The following is a 23906-nucleotide window of genomic DNA, read 5'->3' as shown; positions in this document are numbered from 1 at the left end:
ATCACAACCAACAGGAGAACCACTATGACCATGGGTCACTATGAGCTTAATAAGGCAAAGAATGGGCAGCACTATTTCAATCTAAAAGCCAGCAATGGCGAAACTATTCTCTCCAGTGAGATGTACGCCAGTAAGGCTTCGGCTGAAAACGGCATATCATCAGTGCAGAGTAACTCGCCACTGGAAAGCCAATATGAGCTGAAGCACAACGTCAAAAATGAACCTTATTTCGTTTTGAAAGCGAAAAACCATCAGGTTATTGGCGTCAGTGAATCCTACAGTTCTGACGCTGCTGCCAAAAAAGGCATTGCCTCCGTAATAAAAAATGGCCCGACCACCATAATTAAAGATCTGACGCTGTAATTTTTATTTATCTGATAGTGCTATTTTACCTACATTCGTTGCTTAAAGGTACCCGCGCGGGGCGAGTGACCGCGCATCTCATTTCAAACGCTCCTGATCTTCGGTTACCGCTGCAAACTCTTTCGCCAGCATTTTTTTCAATACTTGCTGGTTACGTGGCAATAAACCTATTTTCAAACCAAAAGGCCGAAAAACACGCCCAAGCACAGATAACGTCTGGCCCCCTTTATCAGTTTCAATATCAGACAGAGTACGTCGGCTGATATTAACCAAAGATGAAAACTCGTCCTGAGACATGGTTAGCATCTCTTTTCTAAGTTTGCGCAGTAATTCCCCTGTAGATATCTGTTCACTAAATAGCTGGCTTAGTAACATCAGTAACAAGTTCTCACGCTCTTGCGGTGAAAGTTTCACTTTCATAAATGTGCCCAGCGTTGTAATTTTTCATCCAAATAATCAAAAGCCATTCCCGGCATATTAAGAATGCTGTCCGGTACTCCTCGCATTTTAAGACGAACCTTCAAACCTATTAGATTTTCAGCCACTTGCTGGAATGCCAAAAAGACACTGTCAGGGTCAGCAAGATCAGATAACTCAGTAATAATACCCTTCCAGTCGAAATTCCCTCCCTCTTCATAAGGCGACCCCCATTGAGTCACTCTGGGAATACCTTCAGGATCTGCTTTCATCGGGGCAAAATCATAGATAGGCGAGAGCCAGATCCCCTCAGGCCGTTTAATTAATGCAGTATTGCGGCCATGATTGTCAGAATTACCAAAAGCGACGTTTAATAAATCTCGCTTAATCATTTCAATAACGAGAGCTTCAACATTTAAAGGCCGACCTAATTCATTAACTTGATACTGAGAAGTCAGTTTTTTTACTAAAGTTCGGATTACCTCAAAATGATTTAAATAGCTACCCGAAGCAACATCCATAACTGAATAAAGTGACTCCAGACCATATTGAACTCGCTTATTCTCAATTGAATCAATATCAAAGCGAGGTAACCATAAAGAAGGATAATTATCTCCCTCTATCAGCCTCATCTTTTCAGTCTTTATCGTATCGATACCAATGCTTGCCAGTTCCTGATAAAAGTGATACTCAGTACGTAAAATATCGCAATCAATAGTGCTACGCTTCCCTCTTGGGAATTTAATTAAATAATGAGTATCTTGGTTACTGATGCCATCCTGGAAAGTATCAATCCAGATTTCATCATTATCTGAACAACATAATAGTAGCTTCGGCGCTTCGCCACCGGCCCCTGTCGCCCCCCCTGCCGAGGCCCCTCTTTGCTGCGCATATTCCAAAAAAGATGAGTCACGCTCAACTACGTCCTGCAATGTAAAGCGGATATGGTTTAACTGGCTATCAGGATGTAACTCAGGTATTGCATCTTTTATTCGCATATTGCCAACAGGGGCGATAGTGCCCGTTTTCAGCAAAATATAATCCTGCTCGCTCGCTGACATTGATTGCAGACCAAGTTGGTTAACCCAATAGCGGCGGCTTGCGCCTGCGGGCATTATATCGTCAATAAAAGCAAACCAATGCTTAGACGAATAGGTGTGAGCTAATTCAACCGGTAAATTTATGCTACAACTGAATTCATCATCACGATACATCCACTCAATAGCATAATCGCCGTCATAGCCTAGCACTGCCGCGCCTTGCCTTCCACGAGCCGGCTCTGTAAAAGTCAGTTCAGCAGCATCATGCCAAAGGCCGTGATTGAAGATCTGTATCGTTAGTTTAGCCACAAACACCTCTTGAGCAAAAAACTGCTCATATAAAGAATAAATCAGTATTTATGTGCAAAATATTACTCAAAGAAAATCATTTAGTCAAAAAATGAGCAAAAAATCGCTCAATTAACGAATTTTTCCTTTATGCTCCAAGACATTAAAATCCGCTTAAACTGATCCAGATCATTTAAACCTTACAAAAATTGTGCGATGGCTGATTTTCCTGATTGGCAAGGTTACAATCCCCGGCTTTTAACCACCCCTTCGGGCGTGGTTCTGACTTGAACTCAGACTGAGAGCCACTTATATGTCTTCATCTATTCCTTTTACCCCGGAATTATTATCGCCTGCCGGTACCCTTAAAAACATGCGTTATGCCTTTGCTTATGGGGCAGATGCGGTTTACGCCGGCCAACCACGTTATAGCCTACGGGTGCGTAATAATGAATTTAATCACGAGAACCTGGCATTAGGTATTCAGGAAGCGCATGTCCTCGGTAAGCGCTTCTATGTGGTCGTAAATATTGCCCCCCACAACTCCAAACTGAAAACCTTTCTGCGTGATTTAAAACCGGTGATCGATATGGGGCCGGATGCACTGATTATGTCGGATCCCGGCTTGATCATGATGGTACGTGAGGCATTCCCGCAGATGGATATTCATCTGTCAGTACAAGCTAACGCCGTCAACTGGGCTACCGTCAAATTTTGGCAACAGATGGGGTTGACCCGCGTTATTCTCTCCCGCGAGTTATCACTGGAAGAAATTGCAGAAATACGCGCACAAGTTCCTGATATGGAACTGGAGATTTTTGTCCACGGCGCACTGTGCATGGCCTATTCCGGCCGTTGCCTACTATCTGGTTATATCAATAAACGCGACCCGAACCAGGGAACCTGCACCAATGCCTGCCGCTGGGAATATAATGTTCAGGAAGGCAAAGAAGATGAAATCGGCAACATCGTGCATATTCACCAACCGATTGCGGTAAAGAATATCGAGCCAACACTGGGTATCGGTGCACCAACCGATAAAGTGTTTATGATTGAGGAAGCACAGCGCCCTGGTGAGTACATGACCGCCACCGAAGATGAGCACGGCACTTACATCATGAACTCAAAAGACCTACGCGCTATTCAACATGTGGAACGCCTGACGCAATTAGGTGTGCATTCACTGAAAATTGAGGGTCGGACTAAATCCTTCTACTATTGCGCGCGTACCGCACAGGTTTACCGCCGTGCTATCGATGATGCCGTTGCGGGTAAACCTTTTGATCCAACCTTGTTGACCACACTGGAAGGCTTGGCTCACCGGGGTTATACCGAAGGCTTCCTGCGCCGTCATGTGCATGAAGAGCAACAAACTTACGATTACGGCTATTCAGTTTCTGAACGCCAGCAATTTGTCGGTGAGTTTACCGGAGTGCGTCGTGACGGCTTGGCTGAAGTGGTGGTCAAAAACAAATTCTCGGTTGGTGATAGTGTTGAGCTGATGACGCCAAACGGCAATATCCAGTTTATTCTCGACAGCATGCAAGATAAAAAAGGTCAGCCGGCAGATATTGCACCGGGTAATGGTCATATCATGTATTTGCCCATCCCCGCGGACATTAACGTGGAATATGGCTTACTGGTACGTAATCTAAATGGGACAAATAGCCGAAATCCCCATGAAAAAGCGTAACGTAAAGCGATAAAAAAATAATGCCATCGCCAAGATGGCATTTTTAGCAAATATTAGAAATGGATCACATCAATTATAATTACGCTGGGGTAGCATAGCTCGAGTACAATCAAGAACTAAAAAAGTTTTACAGCAAGACTAGGAACCACCTCCTTGGCTAGCCCAATCTCCCTTGGGCTGGCCTTTTCTTTTTTATGGCCCTATCCATCTGATTACTATTAATTTTTCCTAAATTTTATTATTAATGATTCTTGTTAAGCTATTAACTAATAATAAGAAAGCCTGTTTTATGAATAACCTCACCATCAAATAATAATTATCTCCGTTAAATAAATATCCCAACAAAAATAAAACCTCTTTTTATTAAACTTAAAGATAATTGATATTTGCAATATTGTCGGAATAATCTCATATAGCTAAAGAAGCCAAACCCACTACCAGCAAGTGATTCGCGCTGCATTTATGCTAGCCCCTCACTAATCCTGATGAGCTTACGCAGTCAGGTGATTCGGGTGACAAATCTGTCAGGAGCAGATTTGAATGCCGCTAACCCCGCTGCAAGTTCAAGTAAGAAGGGGATAGGTAAATTAAACAGCTATGGGTTACTGTTACTCCTATCGCAGAAACGATTGGAGCACGTTATGACCTCAATGCCACGTACCCTTCTCATCTTGAACGGTAAGGAATCGGGTAATCTTGAAGTTCGCAATGCCGTCAAGAACTTGCGTGATGAAGGCATTATGCTTCATGTTCGAGTCACTTGGGAACACGGGGATGCGAAGCGTTATGTTGGCGAAGCTGCCGGTCTGGGGGTCGATACGGTAATTGCCGGGGGTGGAGACGGCACTATTAATGAAGTCGCCAGCGCGCTGATGGCCCTGCCCTCCTACAATCGCCCCAATTTAGGTATTGTGCCCTTAGGTACAGCCAACGATTTTGCCACCAGTTGTAACATTCCCCTGCACATAGAAAATGCATTTCAATTGGCAGTCAAAGGCCGGGCGGTCACCATTGATATCGCGCGAGTAAATAGCGAGCACTACTTTATCAATATGGCGACCGGTGGCTTTGGCACTCGCATTACCACTGAGACACCGGAAAAACTCAAAGCCGTACTGGGTGGGGCTTCATACTTTATTCATGGCCTGATGCGCATGGATGCGATTAAAGCAGACAGTTGTGAAATACATGGGCCGGATTTCGAATGGGCGGGTGATGCACTGGTAATAGGTATCGGCAACGGTCGGCAAGCCGGTGGTGGACAGCCTCTCTGCCCCGATGCACTGATTAATGATGGCTTGCTGCAATTGCGGTTGCTGACCGCAGAAGAATTACTTCCTGCCCTACTGACCAGCGTGTTCAGTGGTGAGAAAAATAAAAATGTAGTGGAGGCTACCTTGCCTTGGCTGGAAATCACAGCCCCCCATGACATCACTTTTAATCTGGATGGCGAACCACTGGCAGGCAAGCATTTCCGTATCGAAATAATCCCCAATGCGATTGGCTGCCGTCTGCCGCCAAATTGTGAACTGCTGGGCTAAATATCAATCTGTGGGCTATCTTCGGTTAGCCCATGATTCTTCTAGATTTTATTACCCTTATCGCTCTGCCTAACTCAACGTTGACCTGGCTTTAGCTCGAGTTAACGCATTTTCTTACGCAAAAACCTTTCATTTCAAACCTCTTTTCTTTTACATTTAATTTTCACTTTGAAAGGTTTTACTTTCAAAGTGTGATCCATATGCAATAAATAGATCTAAAAAATGATTATGGTAGTTCACATGGCGACAGACAAGATGCTGAAGTCCATTCTGGAACCTCAGTATTTTGAATACCGCTTTATCACGCGGTTCCTGAAGTTTCTTTTCAAAACAAAAGTTTATAAAAACAGCCATAACCTCGATTACAGGAGAAAAAAATGATTGACCTCATAACCCATGGAGCCGAGTGGTTTATCGGACTCTTCCAAAAAGGGGGCGAAGTTTTTGTTGGCATGGTCACCGGGATCTTACCTTTATTAATCAGTTTGTTAGTAATCATGAATGCACTGATCAAGTTTGTTGGTCAGGATAGGATTGAACGATTGGCTCAACGCTGTGCCGGTAACCCTGTTTCCCGTTACCTGTTGCTGCCGCTGATCGGTACCTTTGTATTTTGTAACCCGATGACCTTAAGTCTCGGGCGTTTTATGCCAGAAAAATATAAACCAAGTTATTACGCGGCCGCCTCTTACAGTTGCCACTCAATGAATGGTTTGTTCCCACACATTAACCCAGGTGAGTTGTTCGTGTTCTTAGGTATTGCCAGTGGTTTAACCACACTGGGCTTACCCCTCGGCCCGCTGGCTGTTAGCTACTTCCTGGTTGGGTTGTTCACCAACTTCTTCCGTGGCTGGGTTACCGATCTGACGACCTCCATCTTTGAACGCAAAATGGGCATCCGTCTGGACCGTAACGTACAACTTTAATATGTAAATTAAATACATACTGTGTGGAGCAGAGCATGAGTGAATTCATCAGGATTGAAAAAGGCGAAGGCGGCTGGGGTGGCCCATTAGTGTTGCCAATCGTACCGGGTAAGAAAATTGTCTATATCACCGCGGGTACCCGCCCGGCCATTATTGACCGTATCAGTGAACTGACTGGCTGGGAAGCGGTGGATGGGTTCAAAGAAGGTGAACCACCAGCCGAAGAGATCGCCGTGGCGATTATTGACTGTGGTGGCACCCTGCGCTGTGGCCTGTATCCGAAACGCCGTATTCCAACCGTTAATATCCATTCAACCGGTCAATCCGGGCCGATGGCGCAATACATACTGGAAGATATTTATGTTTCCGGTGTGCGTGAAAAAAATATCCATAAAGTCAGTGGAACCGATCACGCCACCGCAACGGCTGCACCAGCAGAACCGGCAACCGCAACCGCAAGCAAAGCTGGCCGTGATTACGATACCAGCAAGAAAATTACCGAACAAAGTGACGGGTTACTGGCGAAAGTCGGGATGGGGATGGGGTCTGTTGTGGCGGTATTCTTCCAGTCAGGCCGCGACACCATCGATACCGTACTGAAAACTATCCTACCGTTTATGGCCTTCGTTTCGGCGTTAATCGGCATCATTATGGCATCCGGTTTGGGCGACTTTATCGCTCACGGCTTAACACCGCTGGCCAGCAGCCCGATAGGCTTAGTGCTCTTGGCACTGATCTGCTCCTTCCCGCTGTTGTCACCGTTCTTAGGCCCAGGGGCCGTTATCGCACAAGTTATCGGCGTATTGGTTGGGGTACAAATTGGTTTGGGGAATATTCCACCGCAATTAGCCCTGCCAGCGTTATTTGCAATTAATGCCCAAGCAGCATGTGACTTTATCCCAGTAGGTCTGTCTCTGGCCGAAGCGAAACAAGATACCGTTCGTGTCGGTGTCCCTTCGGTTCTGGTTGGCCGTTTCCTTACCGGAGCGCCAACAGTATTGATTGCCTGGGCAGCATCAGCCTTTATCTATCAGTAAGCACTAAATACAAAATTATCTGTAATACATTCAACGGTTAAGGATGTACGTATGAATACTATTTATCAGACAACTATTACCAATATCGGCGACAGCGCCCGCGAGGCGCTGCTTGATGACATGCTTATCACCTTCCGCGAAGGGGCACCCAAAGATATTGAAGAGTTCTGTTTTATCCATCAGCACAGCGACACCGATGGAGAGCTACAGGCTGGCAACATTATGGAACTGGCTGATCTGCGCTATGTCATCACCGCAGTTGGCGAGGTGGCAACTCAGAACCTGCGTGAATTGGGTCATGTCACCATTCGTTTTAATGGTGATAAGCAACCTGAGTTCCCCGGTTCTATCCATGTAATAGGGCCAACACCCGATGATATTCCTATCGGTAGCTCACTGAAATTTATTCGTTAATTTATTCATTTATACCCGATGTCATTAGCATCGCAGTTAACCCTGCGACAACTTCAAGTACTAAGGGTATTAGCCGAAGTAATTGGAATTGCAAAGGAAGTAGACGAACAAATCCCGATGAGCTGACTCTCGTCAGTGATTCGGGTGAGTGAGTTCGACTAACACCGCTGCAGTTTCAAGTACCAAGGATAATTTTGGAGGTAGTTATGTCACAAGTAGCAGTAGTTATTGGCGGTGGACAAACATTGGGCGCATTCTTGTGTCATGGTCTTGCCGAAGCAGGGTATAAAGTTGCAGTTGCTGATTTAAATTCAGATAACGCACAGTTAGTCGCTGATCAGATTAATGCCGAATACGGCGCAGATAGCGCCCGTGGTTTTCAGGTTGATGCCACCAATGAAAGCAGCGTGCAGATGCTGGCAAAAGCAGTAGATCAAAGTTTCCATCAAACTAACCTGCTCGTTTACAGCGCAGGCATTGCCAAGGCCGCACCGATTACTGATTTCCCACTGGATGATTTTGACCGTTCACTACAGGTCAATCTGGTCGGTTACTTCTTATGTGCTCGTGAATTCTCTCGCCTGATGATCCGTGATGGCGTTGCCGGGCGAATTATCCAGATCAACTCCAAATCAGGTAAAGTGGGCAGTAAACACAACTCGGGTTACAGTGCTGCCAAGTTTGGTGGCGTTGGTTTGACCCAATCATTGGCTCTGGACTTGGCTGACTACGGTATCACGGTACATTCCTTGATGTTAGGCAATCTGTTGAAATCACCGATGTTCCAATCTCTTTTACCGCAGTACGCTGCAAAGTTGGGTATTCAACCGGAAGAAGTTGAAAAATATTACACCGATAAAGTGCCACTAAAACGGGGTTGTGATTATCAGGATGTGCTTAACATGCTGTTGTTCTACGCTAGCGATAAAGCCGCCTATTGCACCGGACAATCAATTAATATTACCGGTGGTCAGGTGATGTTTTAAGTTTGATGTTGTCTGAAAAAACAGTTTGTCATCCCAGCAAGCTAAGGGGACTGTTTCTAGCGGTCTCACAGAGGCGAGGCCCAAGGATGGGCCAAGCAACGAACGCAGCTAACACTGCTGCAACGTCAAGTAAGAAGGATAAAAATATGTCTCCAACATCAGCACTGATCACTATTGTTATCATCGCCTGGGTGCTGCAAATCATGCTTGGCTGGTGGCAAATCAATCGGTTTAACCGTGCTTTTGATCGCCTGTGTCAGCACAGTAAATCAGTTGGTGTTGGCCGATCTGGTGGGCGCTTTAAGCCCCGCGTGGTAATGGCGCTGGCTTTCGATGAGAATATGCGGGTCAGTGACAGCATGATCATGCGTGGCATTAGCGTTTTCGCCCGCCCACGCCCATTACCTCAGCTTCATGGCTTACATCAGCAGGATTTAATCCCGGATGTGATCTTCCCTACGGATAAAGCATGTCAAACTGCACTATTATTAGCGATTAAACCGAAATCATGATATTTTCACAATGAAAGCTATTCTTTTTCATGTGAAAGTTATGCCTGAAAAAGAGGCAATGGAAATACTTGAGCGGGGATCGTTATGAAGCCAAAGCAGCGACAGGTTGCAATACTGGAATATCTCCAACAACACGGAAAGACGGCCGTCGATCAACTCGCCGCACATTTTTCAACCACCGGTACCACAATTCGTAAGGATTTAACCAGTCTTGAAAATGAAGGGGCGGTTATCCGTACCTACGGTGGGGTTGTATTAAATCGTGATGATATAGAACAACCCATTGACCGTAAAACTCACATTAATACCGATAAGAAAAAGCAAATTGCTCAAGCTGCCAGCAAACTGATTAAAGACGGTGATAGCCTGGTTTTTGATGCCGGTAGTACCGTGTTGCAAATGGTTCCCCACCTGACAAAGTTCAACAATATCACGGTGATGACCAACAGCCTGCATATCGTCAATGAACTGGTTGAGCTGGATAACGATCAAACTATCTTGATGCCGGGTGGCACTTACCGTAAAGGTTCAGCCTCTTTTCATGGTAGTCTGGCAGAATCTGCATTTGATAATTTTAGTTTCGATCAACTGTTTATCGGTGCAGATGGTGTCGATCTGAAAGCAGGTGTCACCACGTTTAACGAAGTTTATCATGTTAGTACGGCGATGTGCCGTGCCGCTAGCCGCATTATTTTGCTGGTCGATTCCTCCAAATTTGGCCGTAAAAGCCCAAATGTAGTGTGCCCGTTAAGTGCAGTTGATATCCTGATTACAGATAAGGGTATTAGCCCAGAATATTTGCAAGCGCTACAGGACATGGGCATTAACATCATTCTGGTTGATAAAAATGACTAATCCATTGATTACCTATGCCCGTGAAACACTGGAAATTGAACTGACAGAAGCGCATAAGCTGCTGTCACGTTTAGATGATAATTTTATCCGCGCCTGTGAGTTATTATTAGCCTGCACCGGTAAGGCTGTAGTTTCAGGGATTGGCAAATCTGGCCATATTGGTAAAAAGATTGCTGCATCACTGGCCAGCACTGGCACCCCCTCCTTCTTTGTACATCCGGCGGAAGCATTGCACGGCGATTTGGGCATGATTGGCCCTCAGGATGTGGTGATTTTTATCTCCTACTCAGGGCGCGCCAAAGAACTGGACCTGATTCTGCCCTTGTTGGCGGATAGCCAGATCCCCGTGATTGCCATCACTGGCGGCAAAGAGTCCCCGCTGGCGCTGGGTGCTGCCTGTGTATTGGATATCAGTGTCGAACACGAAGCTTGCCCGATGGGATTGGCTCCTACCTCCAGCGCGGTTAATACCCTGATGATGGGGGACGCTCTGGCAATGGCATTAATGCGCCATCGCGGTTTCGGTGCAGAAGATTTTGCCCGCTCACATCCTGGCGGCAGCTTGGGCGCAAGGCTACTTAATCGAGTCCATCACTTAATGAGAACCGGTGATCGCCTGCCGATGGTGAATGAATCCGACAGCGTAATGGAAGCCATGTTAGAACTGAGCCGTACAGGACTAGGGCTGGTGGCTGTATGTGATCCGGAGCAACGGGTTGTGGGGGTATTCACTGACGGTGATTTACGCCGCTGGCTGGTAAAAGGTGGCACCTTACAGCAACCCTTAGAAAATGCCATCACACGGCCAGGCTACCGATTACCTGAGCAATGGCGCGCAGGAGAAGCGCTGGAGGCACTGCATCAGCACCATCTCAGTGCCGCACCGGTGGTGAATCTGGATGGGAAACTGGTCGGAGCCATTAATCTGCACGACCTGCATCAAGCTGGCGTTGGTTGATATCCCCGTCATCGTTCAAGTTGTAGCTGTGTTGGTTGCATTCACGATTCAGGCCTCGCTGCTGCGAGGCCGCTGCAACCAGCATTCAAATCCGCCAGTGACATCTTCATCAATATAATCAATTAATCTAGATAAATTTACTTATTAGCGGCCTGCCTCAATCAGTGCCAATTAGGATCTTGCTGTAACTGCTTTTTGAGCATGGCCTGGATACTGTCATTGGGACGACCGAGCCATTGATAGGTCGCGAACTCACTCGGTTTATCAAGTGCTTGTGGCTTGTCTGCCACGGAAATACGCATTCCCCATGCCTGCCATACTTGTTTTTTATCCTGACTAAACGCCACCCACATAAAGTTATTACTGCAATCATGAGGTTTACAAATTCGCCCCACCTTATATTGCTGCCCTTGCCAATTTATCACCTCATAAGGTGCTGACGTCCCCACCCCTTTGCGTGCCCAGGCGGGGAGATTCTTTTGGCTTTTCACCATTTTTTGCCAGCTATTTTTATACACCGGCTGTTGCAGCAGATCCGCCGTGGTCGGGCGGCTTTTGACAGGAGAAGTCTGGGCAACTGACGTGGCTGTGACAGTTGTGGTGGCTGGCTGCGCGAAAGCCCAGGAGCTGACACTGAGCATCACCGCAGCCACAAGACAATGGCGGGTTTTGTTACCTTTCATTATCGAAATCCTTATTATCTGATTAATCTACTCGCCGGACAGTGAGCCAGGCTCTGTGCAACGGCTTAGCGGGCGTGGTATTAGCTTGCCTGTCTATGACCATCAACCGGCGAAAAAGTTGATCCATAGCACGAATTTTCATCCTAATTCCAGTTATATCACAATCTGTATGACAGCTTGAGTTAAGCTATGAACCAGATAGCTATCAGCCGAGCCCACCCGATAAAAGGCCATGCCATGTTAACCGTTGAGTTACCCGAAGAACCCGAGAAGCTGTATTACTCTGCCGGGGATGCCCACCCGCTGGCTAAGCTTGAAACGGATAAAATTATCCAGATGGTTATCGATCTGGATGTTGCCAATTCCGACAGCGAGCATTATGTCACTGGCTGGATGGGGCTAAATAGCGTGGTGGTGGTACGTAATTACCAAAATAAGCGCGGTACAGCCAATGGTTTTGTGGTGAATAAAGGCGATCGCTATCGTCTGAGCATTCAATCCATTGAATTTCGCATTCCGAAGGCCGTGTTGTGGATGAGCTTTCGCCGTAAACCCCGCACCATGGAGTTAATCACCTACGAAACATTGGGCGAACAACCCAGCGGTATGCAGCAGTACCGTAATATCCTCGATGAAGAGTTGCTACAGCAACTCGATGCCGATTGGCGCGAATTGAATGATTATCTTGGTGCAGCCTGCTGGCAACTTGAAAATGACACCCCGCTGTGGCAACAAACCCGACAACAGATAACGCCCGAGACTATCCGTCAGTTAGTCGATGCGCCTATTTTTCGCACCAAACATCTACAGGCTGATGGGGATTACGCCGGGTTCTGGGCCGGAGAGTACTTTTTTGCCGTTCGCCAACCTAGCGCAGGCAACCCATTACCTGCGGTACAAATCTCCTGGCGTGAAGATGAAAAAGATATCGGCAGTTATCAATTTGATCTGATTAACGATGAAACAGGCGAGCCAAAACTCTCACTGTGTATCCGCCCACGCAAAGGCGCGGACAGCTATCTGCTTAACCGTTTTGATGCCCATCACTTGCAACGTGCTATCGCGATGTTTGCGATGACTCAGCGCTATTTATTGGCATAAAAATCTCTGCCATTTCAATAAATAAGGCATGCACTTCGTCATTGGAGCTACAGGTAGGCGGCAAGTGAACACATCCCGATAAGCTGACTCAAGTCAGTGATTCGGGGGGTGAGCGCAGCTAACACCCCAGCGACTTCAAGGACGAAGGATCCCCAAAGTCATTGGAGCTACAGGTAGGCGGCAAGTGAACACATCCCGATGAGCTGACTCAAGTCAGTGATTCGGGGGGGTGAGCGCAGCTAACACCCCGGCGACTTCAACGACGAAGGGGATTACCACCACCGGTGAAAATGATGCACCGGCCCGACCCCCTGTCCGACTTCAAGGGTATCGGCTTGTTCTAATGCACCTTGCAGATAGTGTTTGGCGGCATTCACTGTATCTGCCCAATCGTGGAGCCGTGGCCGTAAGGCCGCCAATGCGGCCGATAAGGTGCAGCCGGTGCCGTGGGTATGGCGAGTATTTACTCTGCGGGTAACAAAACGCTGTTCGCCTTGTGCCGTAAACAGCCAATCGGGGCTATCTTCACCGCTCAAATGCCCTCCTTTCATCAATACTCCCTGACACCCCAGAGCCAACAGTGCTCGCCCCTGTTCACACATTTGTTGCTCATCGCGCGCAGGCTGGCAATTGAGTAGCGCGGCTGCTTCTGGCAGATTCGGGGTAATCAAAGCCACTCGCGGTAACAGCAGTTGACGTACTGCGTCTACGGCCTCTGGTGCCAATAATGGATCACCGCTTTTGGCGACCATAACGGTATCTAGCACCACAAATGGGATGGGATAACGTTGCAGTTGTGTGGCAACAATCTCGACAATGTCAGCATTAGCCAACATACCGATTTTCGCGCTATCGATGCGCACATCACTGAGAACAGAATCGAGTTGAGCTGCAACAAACGCCGGTTCGATGGGATAAACTGACTGCACACCACAGGTATTTTGTGCCACCAAGGCGGTGATCACACTGGTGCCGTAAGCTTGCAAAGCAGAGAAAGTTTTCAAATCAGCCTGAATACCGGCCCCACCGCTAGGGTCAGTTCCGGCAATCGTGAGTGCATTAATTCGCTTCATGAATATCTCTCCACACTCATATCAATGGGAGATCGAATGGCAGCAACAGCGAGAATAGCTAAAGAGAAAACGGCAGGTTGAACGAACATATTCCTCCTAACCGGCGGTCAAGAAGGCGGAACCCTAAGGTGCCGAGACTTCCCTACGCTGGCATAATCCAGATCAGGTAATACGGGTAATATCTCAGCCATGCCACTGTTTGTGGCAGGCACCCCGAGTCAGAATTGTTATTATCATGGGCAGATGGTAGAAGATCAATCATGTATTGGCTCAACCAATGATCAATTTCGCAAAAGCACCCTGTTTTGGAGGTATAACCATAGGATGAGTATCAAGATTCGTCAGTATCAGGAAAGTGACCGGCCATTCCTGCGCACCTTGTATCTGGCATCACGTAAAGCAGCCTTTACCTGGCTGGACGTTGAACACTTTAGGCTGGAAGATTTTGATCGCTCAACCATTGGTGAAACTGTGCTGGTCGCCGTTGATGGCGATCAACACTTAGGTTTTGCCTCAATTTTTATGGAAGAGAGTTTCCTGCATCATCTGTTTATTGCCCCTGAACTACAACAGTCCGGTACGGGAAAAGCCTTATTGCAGGCAGCACAACAGCTATTTACCAGCCACGGCTCACTCAAATGTCTGGCAAAAAACCAGCAGGCGCTGGCGTTTTATCAAAAACAGGGGTGGGTAGCTATTGCCACCGGCATCAGTAATGATGGCGAATATACATTAATGCATTGGCATAATGAGAAGGTTAAATAAGAACAATATTGATAATATTAGTTAAAAAATAAAATTTAATATCTAACTTACTATCAAACATCGCTGCATCGTTATATGGGTTATTTTCCCCTCACAGATAAATCAGAAATAAGCACAAGGGAACTGGGTTTCCTTGTGCTTATTTTCTATTCCCCGCGCAGCGCCTTCACATCATCGGCTTTTATATTCAGTGCCGGTTGTCCGAATTGCTGTAGCAGATAATGACTCAAACTAACAACCTGCTCATCGGTTAAGGTGTTAGCAAATCCGGGCATAAATACTTCACCGTCATTGGTTTTGCGTGACACACCGTGGAGAATCACATTAATCAGGTTATTGGGCTCGGATGCCCCGACCACCGAGTTTTTCATCAATGAAGGGTAATAACCGTCTTTCACGCCCTCACCGGTGAAACTGTGGCAACTGGCACAGTTCCCCAAATACAGGCGCGCGCCGTCAGTGTTGTTATCTGCCGTGAAAGGCATACCGCGTAAGGAATTAACACTACTTGCCGCTTGCCCCCAATCCGAACGACTCTTGGTTTCGTCATCTGGATTTAATGGCTCCAGGGTACGCAGATACACCGCCATGGCATTGAGATCACTCTCGCTCAGGTGGCGAGTACTGTTCTCAATAACTTCAGCCATCGGCCCGGCAGCTTGTGCTTTACCGTCAACATGGCCGGTGCGCAGATATTGCACCACCTGCTGCTGACTCCAGCCGCCAATACCGGCATGTGGATCAGAGGTAATATTAAACGCCGTCCAACCATTAATCTCTGCCCCCCCATAGGCTTTGCTCTCTTTCATCCCCATGGTGATATTACGCGGGGTATGGCACTCAGCGCAGTGCCCCAATGCTTCAACAAAGTAAGCACCCTGATTCCATTGTGCATCTTTAGTGTTGTCCGGCTGAAAGCGCTCCCCCTCGAAATTGACCAAATTCCAGAACCACAATCCCCAACGCTGGTTGAATGGGAAAGGCATGTCATTTTCGCGGTTAGCTTGATGCACTGCTGGCAGACTAAACAGATAGGCTTTAATGGCTTTGACGTCAGCATCCGTCAACAAGGTATATGAGGTGTAAGGGAATGCTGGGTAGAGATTCTCACCATTTTTCCCTTTCCCTTCATGTAATGCGCGCAAGAACTCTTCATCCGTCCAATTGCCAATTCCGGTCTCTTTATCGGGCGTGATGTTGGGCGAATATAGCGTGCCCATCGGCGTCTTGAAGGCAAGTCCACCGGCAAAAGGCTTACCGTCTTTGGTGGTATGGCAGGCCACACAGTCAGCGGCCTTAGTCAGGTACTCACCACGTGCAATTAGGTCAGCATCAGCACTGGCATACCCAGTTACGGCTAAACCTAATGCGATAAGCAGGAGATTCACTGAACAGCCCAAGGTTTGTTTTCTCATCTTACACCTCGGCCTTTAATGTTTCAGCGATACGCAGCGAGAGTGCGGCAATCGTCAAAGTACAATTAACTGAACCGACAGTTGGCATCACACTACTACTGGCGATAAACAGGTTTTTATGGTCATGGGTGCGACAATCGCTGTCCACTACCGAGTCTTTCGGGTCACTGCCCATAATGGTGGTACCCGTAATATGATTGTTATTGGCGAAGTTATTGTTGAATTTAACCTCGGTTCCCCCCATCAACTTTGCCGCCTCGGCATAGACCTGCTGAGTGTGTACCGCACTTTTTCGCACATAATCATCCATTGCATAGTAAAACTCGGGTTTCGCAATGCCGATGGCGTCTTTCTCGCTAGCGCTGGGGATAATGCGATTTTCGACATGAGGCAAAATCTCGTGGAAGCTGTCGAATTGTACAAAACGCGCGGCCCTGTCACGGATTTTGGCCTCAAGCTGTGGCCCGAGTTGCAAATCCCCCTGTTTGAGTAATTCAATCGTGACTTGATCGGTACGTGACAAATTGGATAAATGAATTTTTTTCGCTGCAAAATCAGCACGAAATGCACCATCACGGAAGCCGATCATCGACGTCATTTCCTGCGGCCCACGCCCTGGCCACAAGGGTTCACTGGCCATAAAAGTCACCCCGGTTCCGGGGTGATCCATTAGATTGCGCCCCACCATATCGGAACTATTACCCACTCCCCGTGGATTTTTCTCATCGGTGGACATCAGCATCAGTTTCGGAATTTCAATCCCATTAGCGGCCAGTACGAAGTATTTACCCTCAGCCCGATGCTCATTGCCTTGTTCATCTTTAAACAGTGCCGCAGTAATCTGTTGTTTATCATTAACTTCTAACTTATAAACCACAGCTTTGGGGCGCACGACTGCCCCCGCCTGCTCGGCTTTTTCGACATGAGTGATACCGTTATACATGGCGCCAATCGGGCAAATAGGCATGCAGTTGTTATTACCACAACAGGTTGGCCGGCCATCATAAGGTCGACTGTTACGGGCGACCGGTTCAGTGACCACATTGAAACTTCCGCCGTTAAAGCTGCCACCGTTAAAAACATGGCTATTTAACACCGTCTTGATGCGCTGTTCATTCCACGATAATGGCAATGGTGCCATCGGATAGGGTTCACTGCGGGGTGATCCTAGATCTTCATCACTTGGCCCCCAAACACCTAATTCCTGTTCAGCGCGCAGATACCACTTTTCCAACACGGCATACTCAATTGGCCAATCTCGCCCGACGCCATACACGGTTTTCAGTTTGAAATCGTTAGGCAAAAAGCGCCACGCAGAAGCCGCCCAGTGCCAGGTTGTGCCACCCACTGCGCGGATATATTGCACATCATACGGATGTTCACCCTTTTGAATCAGATAGTTATTATTTGGGTTAGATTCAGGATGAGGCGCATACGCGGTGGAAGGATATGGCGCCATGTTGTCTGATTTATCCGGCTGATTACGGAAGTTTTCTACAATTTCCCAGCGAGAGAGGCGCGGACCTGCCTCTAAAACCAGTACTGACTTGCCAGCCATGGCCAGTTGATGGGCAACCAGCCCTCCTGCAACACCCGAGCCAATAACGACGATATCCGCCTTTAGTGTGTCAGCCATAAATGTATTCTCCAAAATTATAAGGCGACATCAGGCTTTACAGCCCAGTATCCGGGTTTATTCGGGCAATAAGAGCGAATAACCAACACATCGGATACCGCATCGAACATCAACGCATTCTCATAGCTGATTACCGCCGCATCGGTTCCCTCACCGATCACGCCGATATACCAGCCTTGCAATATTTGCCGGGCGATTTGTTGTTGCAGGGGTAGCCATTGCTGAGGTTCACCCGAAGGCAACGGTTGTAACAAGGAGAGTTTTTGGTCAAAACCGCCTATTTTCCCGAGCAGAACCTGATAGATTCGTTGACCAATCTGCGCATTAAGCTGGCGCTTACCGGTCAATGCGCGTGATACCAACATGAATCTTTCTAAATTCTGCGGCGAGGTTTGGGTCGATGCCGCGAAAGCATCTAGTGAAAGGGGACTCATCAGGCTACTGACTAGCCCGACGCCGATATATCCCAGCAGACGGCGGCGTGAAATACCCCGCACCTGAGGTATCGGAGAGAGATTTACCGACATGTTTTTTCTCCACAAAACAGCACGCACGCAGTATTCATCCGTTGTATTTAGGAACATGCTGCTAATCGGCATGTGCTAACAGATGCGGGCTACTGCGAGCTAAACTACCCTGCGTTTTACACAGCGGCAGTGGCAATCTTGACTAATAATGAATGGACTTCTCGTCTTATTGACGATGTAAGTTATGAGATGCGGATGTTAAATATTTAGTTGAGTTGTAAAGATTCGTCAAGATTATACCTCATCAGTGAAGGGGTAAAGCAAAACGTGATTCATATCACATTTTGTAACTATAGAGCCGGATCATGCCTTCACCTCAATCATTACTTCAATACGATTAAGGACATATGCCACTTGATGCCAAACTTGCTGATATTCGGTTGAGTTATAGGTACGTAAAAACTCCACCAGCAGTGTTTTGGTTTGTTGCCATATTGCATCATCGACCGGATGCTCTTTATTTGTCTCAAAGAAGGTTTCCAGTGTTTCAACTTTTTGCAGGTAAGCATCCAACGCAGCAGTCCATTCACTTGTATGCAACTTGTGAGAAATTTGCGCCAGCAGCCAGGGCATATAGTCGCGACTGAGGCTAACATCCCAACTATCAGCATCTGTTACAGACCATGTGGCACTTAGATCACCACAATGTGTGCCTTGATCATCGGTAAATCCGTGCAATGCACAAATAGCCTTTTCTACATCAAGCACATAGCCTAAGGCCGGATTATTAATGAATACAGCATCATGAGGGGTTCGCTCATTAAAATTCACTACAGCACCTATATATTCACCTAATTTTGGCCCCGTCAGCACACCTTTGAAGTTAATATATGATGTTTTTTCATTCATATAAAAATGCAAAAGTTTATTTTTATATCCATTAACGAGATAATGATATTCCCAGTCAGCCATAAAGTACCATTTTTTGCTGTATATATTATAAGCTACTCCATTATCACAACGGTACTCTAAACTATTATCACTGTAGTTACTGCGATGGTAGGTAAAGCTAATCGCCGAAGGTTGGTCAGTGCCATCATTCAATAATGAAAGGCACGAGGACTCTATTAACGCTTTACCCTCACTTAATTTATTATAAGCCATCAGTAATTGAGTTTCTGCATTATAATAAATATGATTCCTACCTTTTTTACTCCCCAAATAAATATAGGTATCATCTGGTTGGTCCAAACGATGGGTTATTACCTCACGTTGGTCATTTACACCCCTTGATTCAAGCGTTTCCTTATATTGTAAAAAGGGTCTTACTGCCTTTTCCTGCCACGTTTCAATAGTAGACGCATCAAACCATAGAGTGTATTTATTCACGGTCCCCTGCTGAGAATGTTGTTCCCTGCCATGTAGAATATTAATCGGGCTAGTATGTAAGCTCACATAGAAACCGATTTGATCTAATGATAACGCGGTACCCGTCCCTTGATTGACTAATCTTATTTCATTTTCTACCACCTGAGGGAACCAATACTGGCCAGAATTATTAAAATCACAATAGGTAAATGCCACATCAGCATCAAGCTGGGAACTACGCCGAACCACCGGTGACAAACAGTAAAGGTTGCGATCAAACCCTTGCCCGATAAAGGCCGTCATTATCTGCCCTGCATGACTATAAAAGAAGTAAGAACTTTGTCCATCAGCACCAATAGGCTGACTTTGCTTGGTTAAAAAGATGCTATGACCATTGTTAACATAATAATCATAGCTGAAATATTTTTCAGCTAAAATGTCTGAATGGTAATTGAATGTCACCCTCTTATTCTCAGGATATAAACTCTTTGGTAATACACGATAAGAACTGATATCTGCTGTTAATCCATACTGAGCCAACTCAGCCGCATTGGTGTTTTTATAAAGCGAAGCAGACTTCCCCAAAAATGAATAATCACTAAAAACCTCAACCCGTAAATTTAGCGGAATTTTTATTGATGCAATATTATTATTCCATTGGCTAAATAGCCATTCATCCTCGGTATAATAAGGCACGCAAAATTTTGTGCCGTCCTCCTTTTCAGAGTAATTATCTTTTGAATAAAAACAGACATTATCTTCATTATTATGCTCTGCTATTGTGGATATTGATATAAAGATCCAAGGAACAATCAAAATACTAATTTTAGCATTCATATTTCACCTGTTAATTATAAAGAAACCAAATATAATCTTTCACATCAAATGGGAAGGTAAGCGTTACAATTTTTATATTCACATATAGTAATCTTACCTAAAAGCGATACTCACAAAAGCATCGTTCATTTTTTATTTATCCGTGAAGGTAAAATATAAATTTTTATTTCATCGCAGCCAAAATAAAAAGCCCCCGAAAGTTCGGAGGCTTAATTAATGTCAGAACACTATCTTATCGACGAGTGATAGTATTTATTCCCACTCAATGGTAGCTGGTGGCTTGCCACTGATATCGTAAACTACACGGGAAATACCATTCACTTCATTGATAATGCGGTTTGAAACGCGGCCCAAGAAGTCGTATGGAAGATGCGCCCAATGTGCGGTCATAAAATCAATGGTTTCTACTGCGCGCAGTGAAACCACCCAATCGTATTTACGCCCATCGCCCATCACACCAACAGAACGCACTGGCAGGAATACGGTAAAGGCTTGGCTCACTTTATTGTACAGATCAGCTTTATGCAGCTCTTCGATAAAGATGGCATCAGCGCGGCGCAGCAAGTCACAATACTCTTTTTTTACTTCGCCCAGAACACGTACACCCAAACCTGGACCTGGGAATGGATGGCGATATAGCATGTCGTACGGCAGACCTAATTCCAGACCAATTTTGCGTACTTCATCTTTAAACAGCTCTTTCAGTGGCTCAACCAGCCCCAGTTTCATCTCTTTCGGCAAACCGCCCACATTGTGGTGAGATTTAATTACGTGTGCTTTACCAGTAGCAGACGCTGCTGATTCAATCACATCAGGGTAGATGGTGCCTTGTGCCAACCACTTCACTTGATCTTGCTTACACGCTTCTTCATCAAACAGTTCGACAAACACGCGACCAATGATTTTACGCTTCGCTTCAGGTTCATCGACACCAGCCAGCGCTGCAAGGAAACGATTTTCGGCGGCAACATGAACAATATTCAGGCCGAATTTATCACCGAACATTTCCAGCACTTGGTCGGCTTCATTCAACCGTAGCAGCCCGTTATCGACAAACACACAAGTCAGGCGGTCACCAATAGCGCGATGCAGCAGCATTGCCGTCACAGAGGAGTCAACACCACCGGACAGGCCAAGAATCACATGGTCTTCACCAATTTGCTCACGCAGACGAACAATGGCGTCTTCGATAATGGTGGCCGGGGTCCATAAGGCTTCGCAGCCGCAGATATCCAACACAAAGCGCTCTAACAGGCGTTGGCCTTGTTTGGTATGTGTGACTTCTGGATGGAACTGCACGCCATAAAAACGCTTCTCTTCGTTGGCCATAATGGCAAACGGGCAGGTATCGGTGCTGGCAACCGTCACAAAATCAGCAGGGATGGCAGTGACTTTGTCACCATGGCTCATCCATACATCCAATATTGCTTCGTTGGCTGGATTGATAGCATCTTTGATATCGCGGATCAGTGCGCTGTCAGTTTTGATTTCCACCTGCGCATAACCGAACTCGCGCTGATTTGAACCTTCAACTTTGCCCCCCAGTTGCATCGCCATAGTCTGCATGCCGTAGCACACACCTAATACCGGGACACCCGCAGTGAACACGTAATCAGGCGCGCGTGGGCTGTCGTGCTCAGTAGTGCTTTCAGGACCGCCAGAAAGAATGATGCCGCTTGGATTAAATTCGCGGATCTGAGCTTCGGTTACGTCCCACGCCCATAGTTCACAATAGACACCGATTTCACGAACGCGTCGCGCCACCAGTTGGGTGTATTGCGAGCCGAAATCAAGAATAAGGATGCGATGCTTATGGATATTTTTTGTCATGTGCGGCGTATTCCACAGAGAAATAATAAAATTAAATAGTTACCATAATTATTTATGAATCATTCCAGTCGGCGAAGCCAAAAAGTTAGTTACCGCCCGCAGCACAGCATACGCAGTTGACACTAAGTCAATGAGCAATGCGAGCCGCGAACGATGACCAAATTCGCCGGTTTAAGCCCCTGGAATTAGCCCATGCGATAGTTAGGGGATTCTTTAGTGATAGTCACATCATGCACATGGCTTTCTTGAATCCCTGCACCACTGATGCGCACAAACTCAGCTTTGGTACGCAATTCATTGATAGTGGCACAACCGGTAAGCCCCATGCAGGAGCGCAAGCCCCCCATTTGCTGATGTACAATCTCTTTCAACAAACCTTTGTATGCGACACGACCTTCAATACCTTCCGGTACCAGTTTATCGGCAGCATTGTCAGTTTGGAAGTAACGGTCAGAAGAGCCTTTGGACATCGCGCCCAGTGAGCCCATACCACGGTAAGATTTGAATGAACGGCCCTGATAGAGTTCGATTTCGCCCGGAGACTCTTCAGTCCCTGCCAGCATAGACCCCACCATGACACAGGAAGCACCCGCGGCAATGGCTTTAGAAATATCGCCAGAGAAACGGATACCGCCATCGGCAATCACCGGAATACCGGTACCTTCCAGTGCTTCGACTGCATCAGCAATCGCCGTTATCTGTGGCACACCTACACCAGTCACAATACGGGTGGTGCAGATTGAACCTGGACCAATCCCTACTTTTACGGCACTTACACCGGCATCAGCCAAGGCTTTTGCACCCGCGCCCGTCGCAACGTTACCGCCAACGATTTGCAGGTTAGGATATTTGGCACGGGTTTCACGGATTCGTTGCAGAACACCTTCAGAGTGACCATGGGATGAGTCAATCAGTAAAACATCAACACCCGCGGTGACCAGCGCGTCGATACGCTCTTCATTGCCAGCACCGGCACCCACAGCAGCCCCAACACGCAGACGGCCATGCTCGTCCTTACAGGCGTTAGGCTTGCGCTCTGCCTTCTGGAAGTCTTTTACAGTAATCATGCCGCGCAGATGGAAGCTATCATCAACAACCAATGCTTTCTCGACACGTTTTTCATGCATTTTTTGCAAGACAATTTCACGAGCTTCGCCTTCCTTGACGGTAACCAGACGCTCTTTCGGTGTCATCACCGCCGTCACGGGTTGGTCTAAGTCAGTCACAAAACGCACATCACGGCCAGTGATAATGCCAACCAGCTCATAATCTTCGGTTACCACCGGGTAACCTGCAAAACCGTTACGGGCAGTCAATTCTTTCACTTGGCGCAGGGTGGTGGTTGGGGTAACAGTCTGCGGCTCGGTAACAACGCCACTTTCGTGTTTTTTCACGCGGCTGACTTCTTCAGCCTGGCGCTCAATGGACATATTTTTGTGAATGAAACCTAAACCGCCCTCTTGTGCCAGCGCAATGGCCAGACGAGCTTCGGTAACGGTATCCATGGCTGCGGACAGCATAGGGATATTTAGGCGGATAGTTGCGGTCAGTTGAGTGCCAAGTTCGGCCGTATTAGGCAAAACTGTGGAGTGGGCTGGAACCAGGAGAACGTCGTCAAATGTCAGAGCTTCTTTCTTGATACGTAGCATGGGCAATATCTCACCAAGGTGGATGTGAAAAGATAAAATATTGCCGTGGCAT

22 protein-coding genes and 1 riboswitch are annotated in these 23906 nt (G+C 46.8%); of the genes, 12 read left to right on the top strand and 10 right to left on the bottom strand.

What is annotated here, in order from left to right; genetic code table 11:
• The first annotated feature begins 24 nt into the window (after positions 1 to 24).
• A complete protein-coding gene (locus A6J66_022795; GenBank protein PNM26726.1) occupies positions 25 to 363 on the top strand; it encodes a DUF1508 domain-containing protein in 339 nt (112 codons plus the stop codon).
• A gap of 78 nt (positions 364 to 441) precedes the next feature.
• Here the strand turns inward: A6J66_022795 and A6J66_022790 are convergent, their stop codons facing one another.
• Entirely contained in the window at positions 442 to 783 is a 342-nt protein-coding gene (locus A6J66_022790; GenBank protein PNM26725.1) for an XRE family transcriptional regulator, read from the bottom strand.
• Positions 780 to 2129, bottom strand: a complete 1350-nt coding sequence (locus A6J66_022785; GenBank protein ID PNM26724.1) for a type II toxin-antitoxin system HipA family toxin — start codon at positions 2127 to 2129, stop codon at positions 780 to 782. The genes A6J66_022790 and A6J66_022785 overlap by 4 nt, the downstream gene beginning before the upstream one ends.
• Positions 2130 to 2406: 277 nt before the next feature.
• On the opposite strand from A6J66_022785, the gene A6J66_022780 reads away from it, so the two are divergent.
• The 9 genes from A6J66_022780 to A6J66_022740 all read left to right on the top strand — a co-directional run bounded on the left by A6J66_022780 (position 2407) and on the right by A6J66_022740 (position 11030).
• Entirely contained in the window at positions 2407 to 3801 is a 1395-nt protein-coding gene (locus tag A6J66_022780; protein PNM26723.1) for a U32 family peptidase, read from the top strand.
• 650 nt (positions 3802 to 4451) lie between these two features.
• Positions 4452 to 5342, top strand: a complete 891-nt coding sequence (gene yegS / locus A6J66_022775) for a lipid kinase YegS (GenBank protein PNM27134.1) — start codon at positions 4452 to 4454, stop codon at positions 5340 to 5342.
• Positions 5343 to 5719: 377 nt separating this feature from the next.
• Positions 5720 to 6268 (top strand): PTS glucitol/sorbitol transporter subunit IIC, encoded by a 549-nt coding sequence (gene srlA, locus A6J66_022770; protein ID PNM26722.1) that lies wholly within the window; start codon positions 5720 to 5722, stop codon positions 6266 to 6268.
• 35 nt (positions 6269 to 6303) lie between these two features.
• A complete protein-coding gene (gene srlE / locus A6J66_022765) occupies positions 6304 to 7305 on the top strand; it encodes a PTS glucitol/sorbitol transporter subunit IIB (protein ID PNM26721.1) in 1002 nt (333 codons plus the stop codon).
• Between the two features lie 51 nt (positions 7306 to 7356).
• Entirely contained in the window at positions 7357 to 7719 is a 363-nt protein-coding gene (locus tag A6J66_022760; protein ID PNM26720.1) for a PTS glucitol/sorbitol transporter subunit IIA, read from the top strand.
• 206 nt (positions 7720 to 7925) lie between these two features.
• The gene (locus A6J66_022755; protein ID PNM26719.1) at positions 7926 to 8705 is read left to right on the top strand and encodes a sorbitol 6-phosphate dehydrogenase; all 780 of its coding nucleotides are present in this window, start codon (positions 7926 to 7928) and stop codon (positions 8703 to 8705) included.
• Positions 8706 to 8851: 146 nt separating this feature from the next.
• Complete coding sequence (locus A6J66_022750; GenBank protein ID PNM26718.1) at positions 8852 to 9217, top strand: transcriptional regulator GutM; 366 nt, start codon at positions 8852 to 8854, stop codon at positions 9215 to 9217.
• A gap of 84 nt (positions 9218 to 9301) precedes the next feature.
• A complete protein-coding gene (srlR, locus tag A6J66_022745; GenBank protein PNM26717.1) occupies positions 9302 to 10072 on the top strand; it encodes an HTH domain-containing protein in 771 nt (256 codons plus the stop codon).
• A complete protein-coding gene (locus tag A6J66_022740; GenBank protein PNM26716.1) occupies positions 10065 to 11030 on the top strand; it encodes an arabinose-5-phosphate isomerase GutQ in 966 nt (321 codons plus the stop codon). Before srlR ends, A6J66_022740 begins: the two co-directional genes overlap by 8 nt.
• 161 nt (positions 11031 to 11191) lie before the next feature.
• Here the strand turns inward: A6J66_022740 and A6J66_022735 are convergent, their stop codons facing one another.
• Positions 11192 to 11713, bottom strand: a complete 522-nt coding sequence (locus tag A6J66_022735; protein PNM26715.1) for an inhibitor of vertebrate lysozyme — start codon at positions 11711 to 11713, stop codon at positions 11192 to 11194.
• Between the two features lie 336 nt (positions 11714 to 12049).
• On the opposite strand from A6J66_022735, the gene A6J66_022730 reads away from it, so the two are divergent.
• The gene (locus tag A6J66_022730; GenBank protein ID PNM27133.1) at positions 12050 to 12814 is read left to right on the top strand and encodes a hypothetical protein; all 765 of its coding nucleotides are present in this window, start codon (positions 12050 to 12052) and stop codon (positions 12812 to 12814) included.
• A 272-nt stretch (positions 12815 to 13086) separates the two neighbouring features.
• On the opposite strand, the gene thiD is transcribed toward A6J66_022730, so the two are convergent.
• A complete protein-coding gene (thiD, locus tag A6J66_022725; protein PNM26714.1) occupies positions 13087 to 13887 on the bottom strand; it encodes a bifunctional hydroxymethylpyrimidine kinase/phosphomethylpyrimidine kinase in 801 nt (266 codons plus the stop codon).
• A gap of 122 nt (positions 13888 to 14009) precedes the next feature.
• Positions 14010 to 14113, bottom strand: a riboswitch (TPP riboswitch).
• Positions 14114 to 14211: 98 nt separating this feature from the next.
• Between thiD and A6J66_022720 the strand changes: the two genes are divergently transcribed.
• A complete protein-coding gene (locus A6J66_022720; GenBank protein ID PNM26713.1) occupies positions 14212 to 14652 on the top strand; it encodes a GNAT family N-acetyltransferase in 441 nt (146 codons plus the stop codon).
• Positions 14653 to 14798: 146 nt separating this feature from the next.
• Here the strand turns inward: A6J66_022720 and A6J66_022715 are convergent, their stop codons facing one another.
• The 6 genes from A6J66_022715 to A6J66_022690 all read right to left on the bottom strand — a co-directional run bounded on the left by A6J66_022715 (position 14799) and on the right by A6J66_022690 (position 23854).
• Positions 14799 to 16067: a gluconate 2-dehydrogenase gene (locus tag A6J66_022715; protein ID PNM26712.1), complete on the bottom strand. Its 1269-nt coding sequence runs from the start codon at positions 16065 to 16067 to the stop codon at positions 14799 to 14801.
• A gap of 1 nt (position 16068) precedes the next feature.
• On the bottom strand, positions 16069 to 17703 hold the full coding sequence (locus A6J66_022710; protein PNM26711.1) for a GMC family oxidoreductase: 1635 nt from the start codon (positions 17701 to 17703) through the stop codon (positions 16069 to 16071).
• 17 nt (positions 17704 to 17720) lie between these two features.
• Complete coding sequence (locus A6J66_022705) at positions 17721 to 18287, bottom strand: 2-keto-D-gluconate dehydrogenase (GenBank protein PNM27132.1); 567 nt, start codon at positions 18285 to 18287, stop codon at positions 17721 to 17723.
• 246 nt (positions 18288 to 18533) lie between these two features.
• Entirely contained in the window at positions 18534 to 20327 is a 1794-nt protein-coding gene (locus A6J66_022700) for a hypothetical protein (protein ID PNM27131.1), read from the bottom strand.
• Between the two features lie 300 nt (positions 20328 to 20627).
• A complete protein-coding gene (gene guaA, locus A6J66_022695) occupies positions 20628 to 22205 on the bottom strand; it encodes a glutamine-hydrolyzing GMP synthase (protein PNM26710.1) in 1578 nt (525 codons plus the stop codon).
• A gap of 185 nt (positions 22206 to 22390) precedes the next feature.
• The gene (locus tag A6J66_022690) at positions 22391 to 23854 is read right to left on the bottom strand and encodes an IMP dehydrogenase (protein PNM26709.1); all 1464 of its coding nucleotides are present in this window, start codon (positions 23852 to 23854) and stop codon (positions 22391 to 22393) included.
• Positions 23855 to 23906: the final 52 nt, after the last annotated feature.

This window comes from Yersinia enterocolitica, from assembly GCA_002082245.2.
GTDB classification, from domain to species: domain Bacteria; phylum Pseudomonadota; class Gammaproteobacteria; order Enterobacterales; family Enterobacteriaceae; genus Yersinia; species Yersinia enterocolitica_E.
The sequence above is the reverse complement of the archived record's forward strand: the minus strand, read 5'-3'. Positions and strand labels throughout refer to the sequence as shown.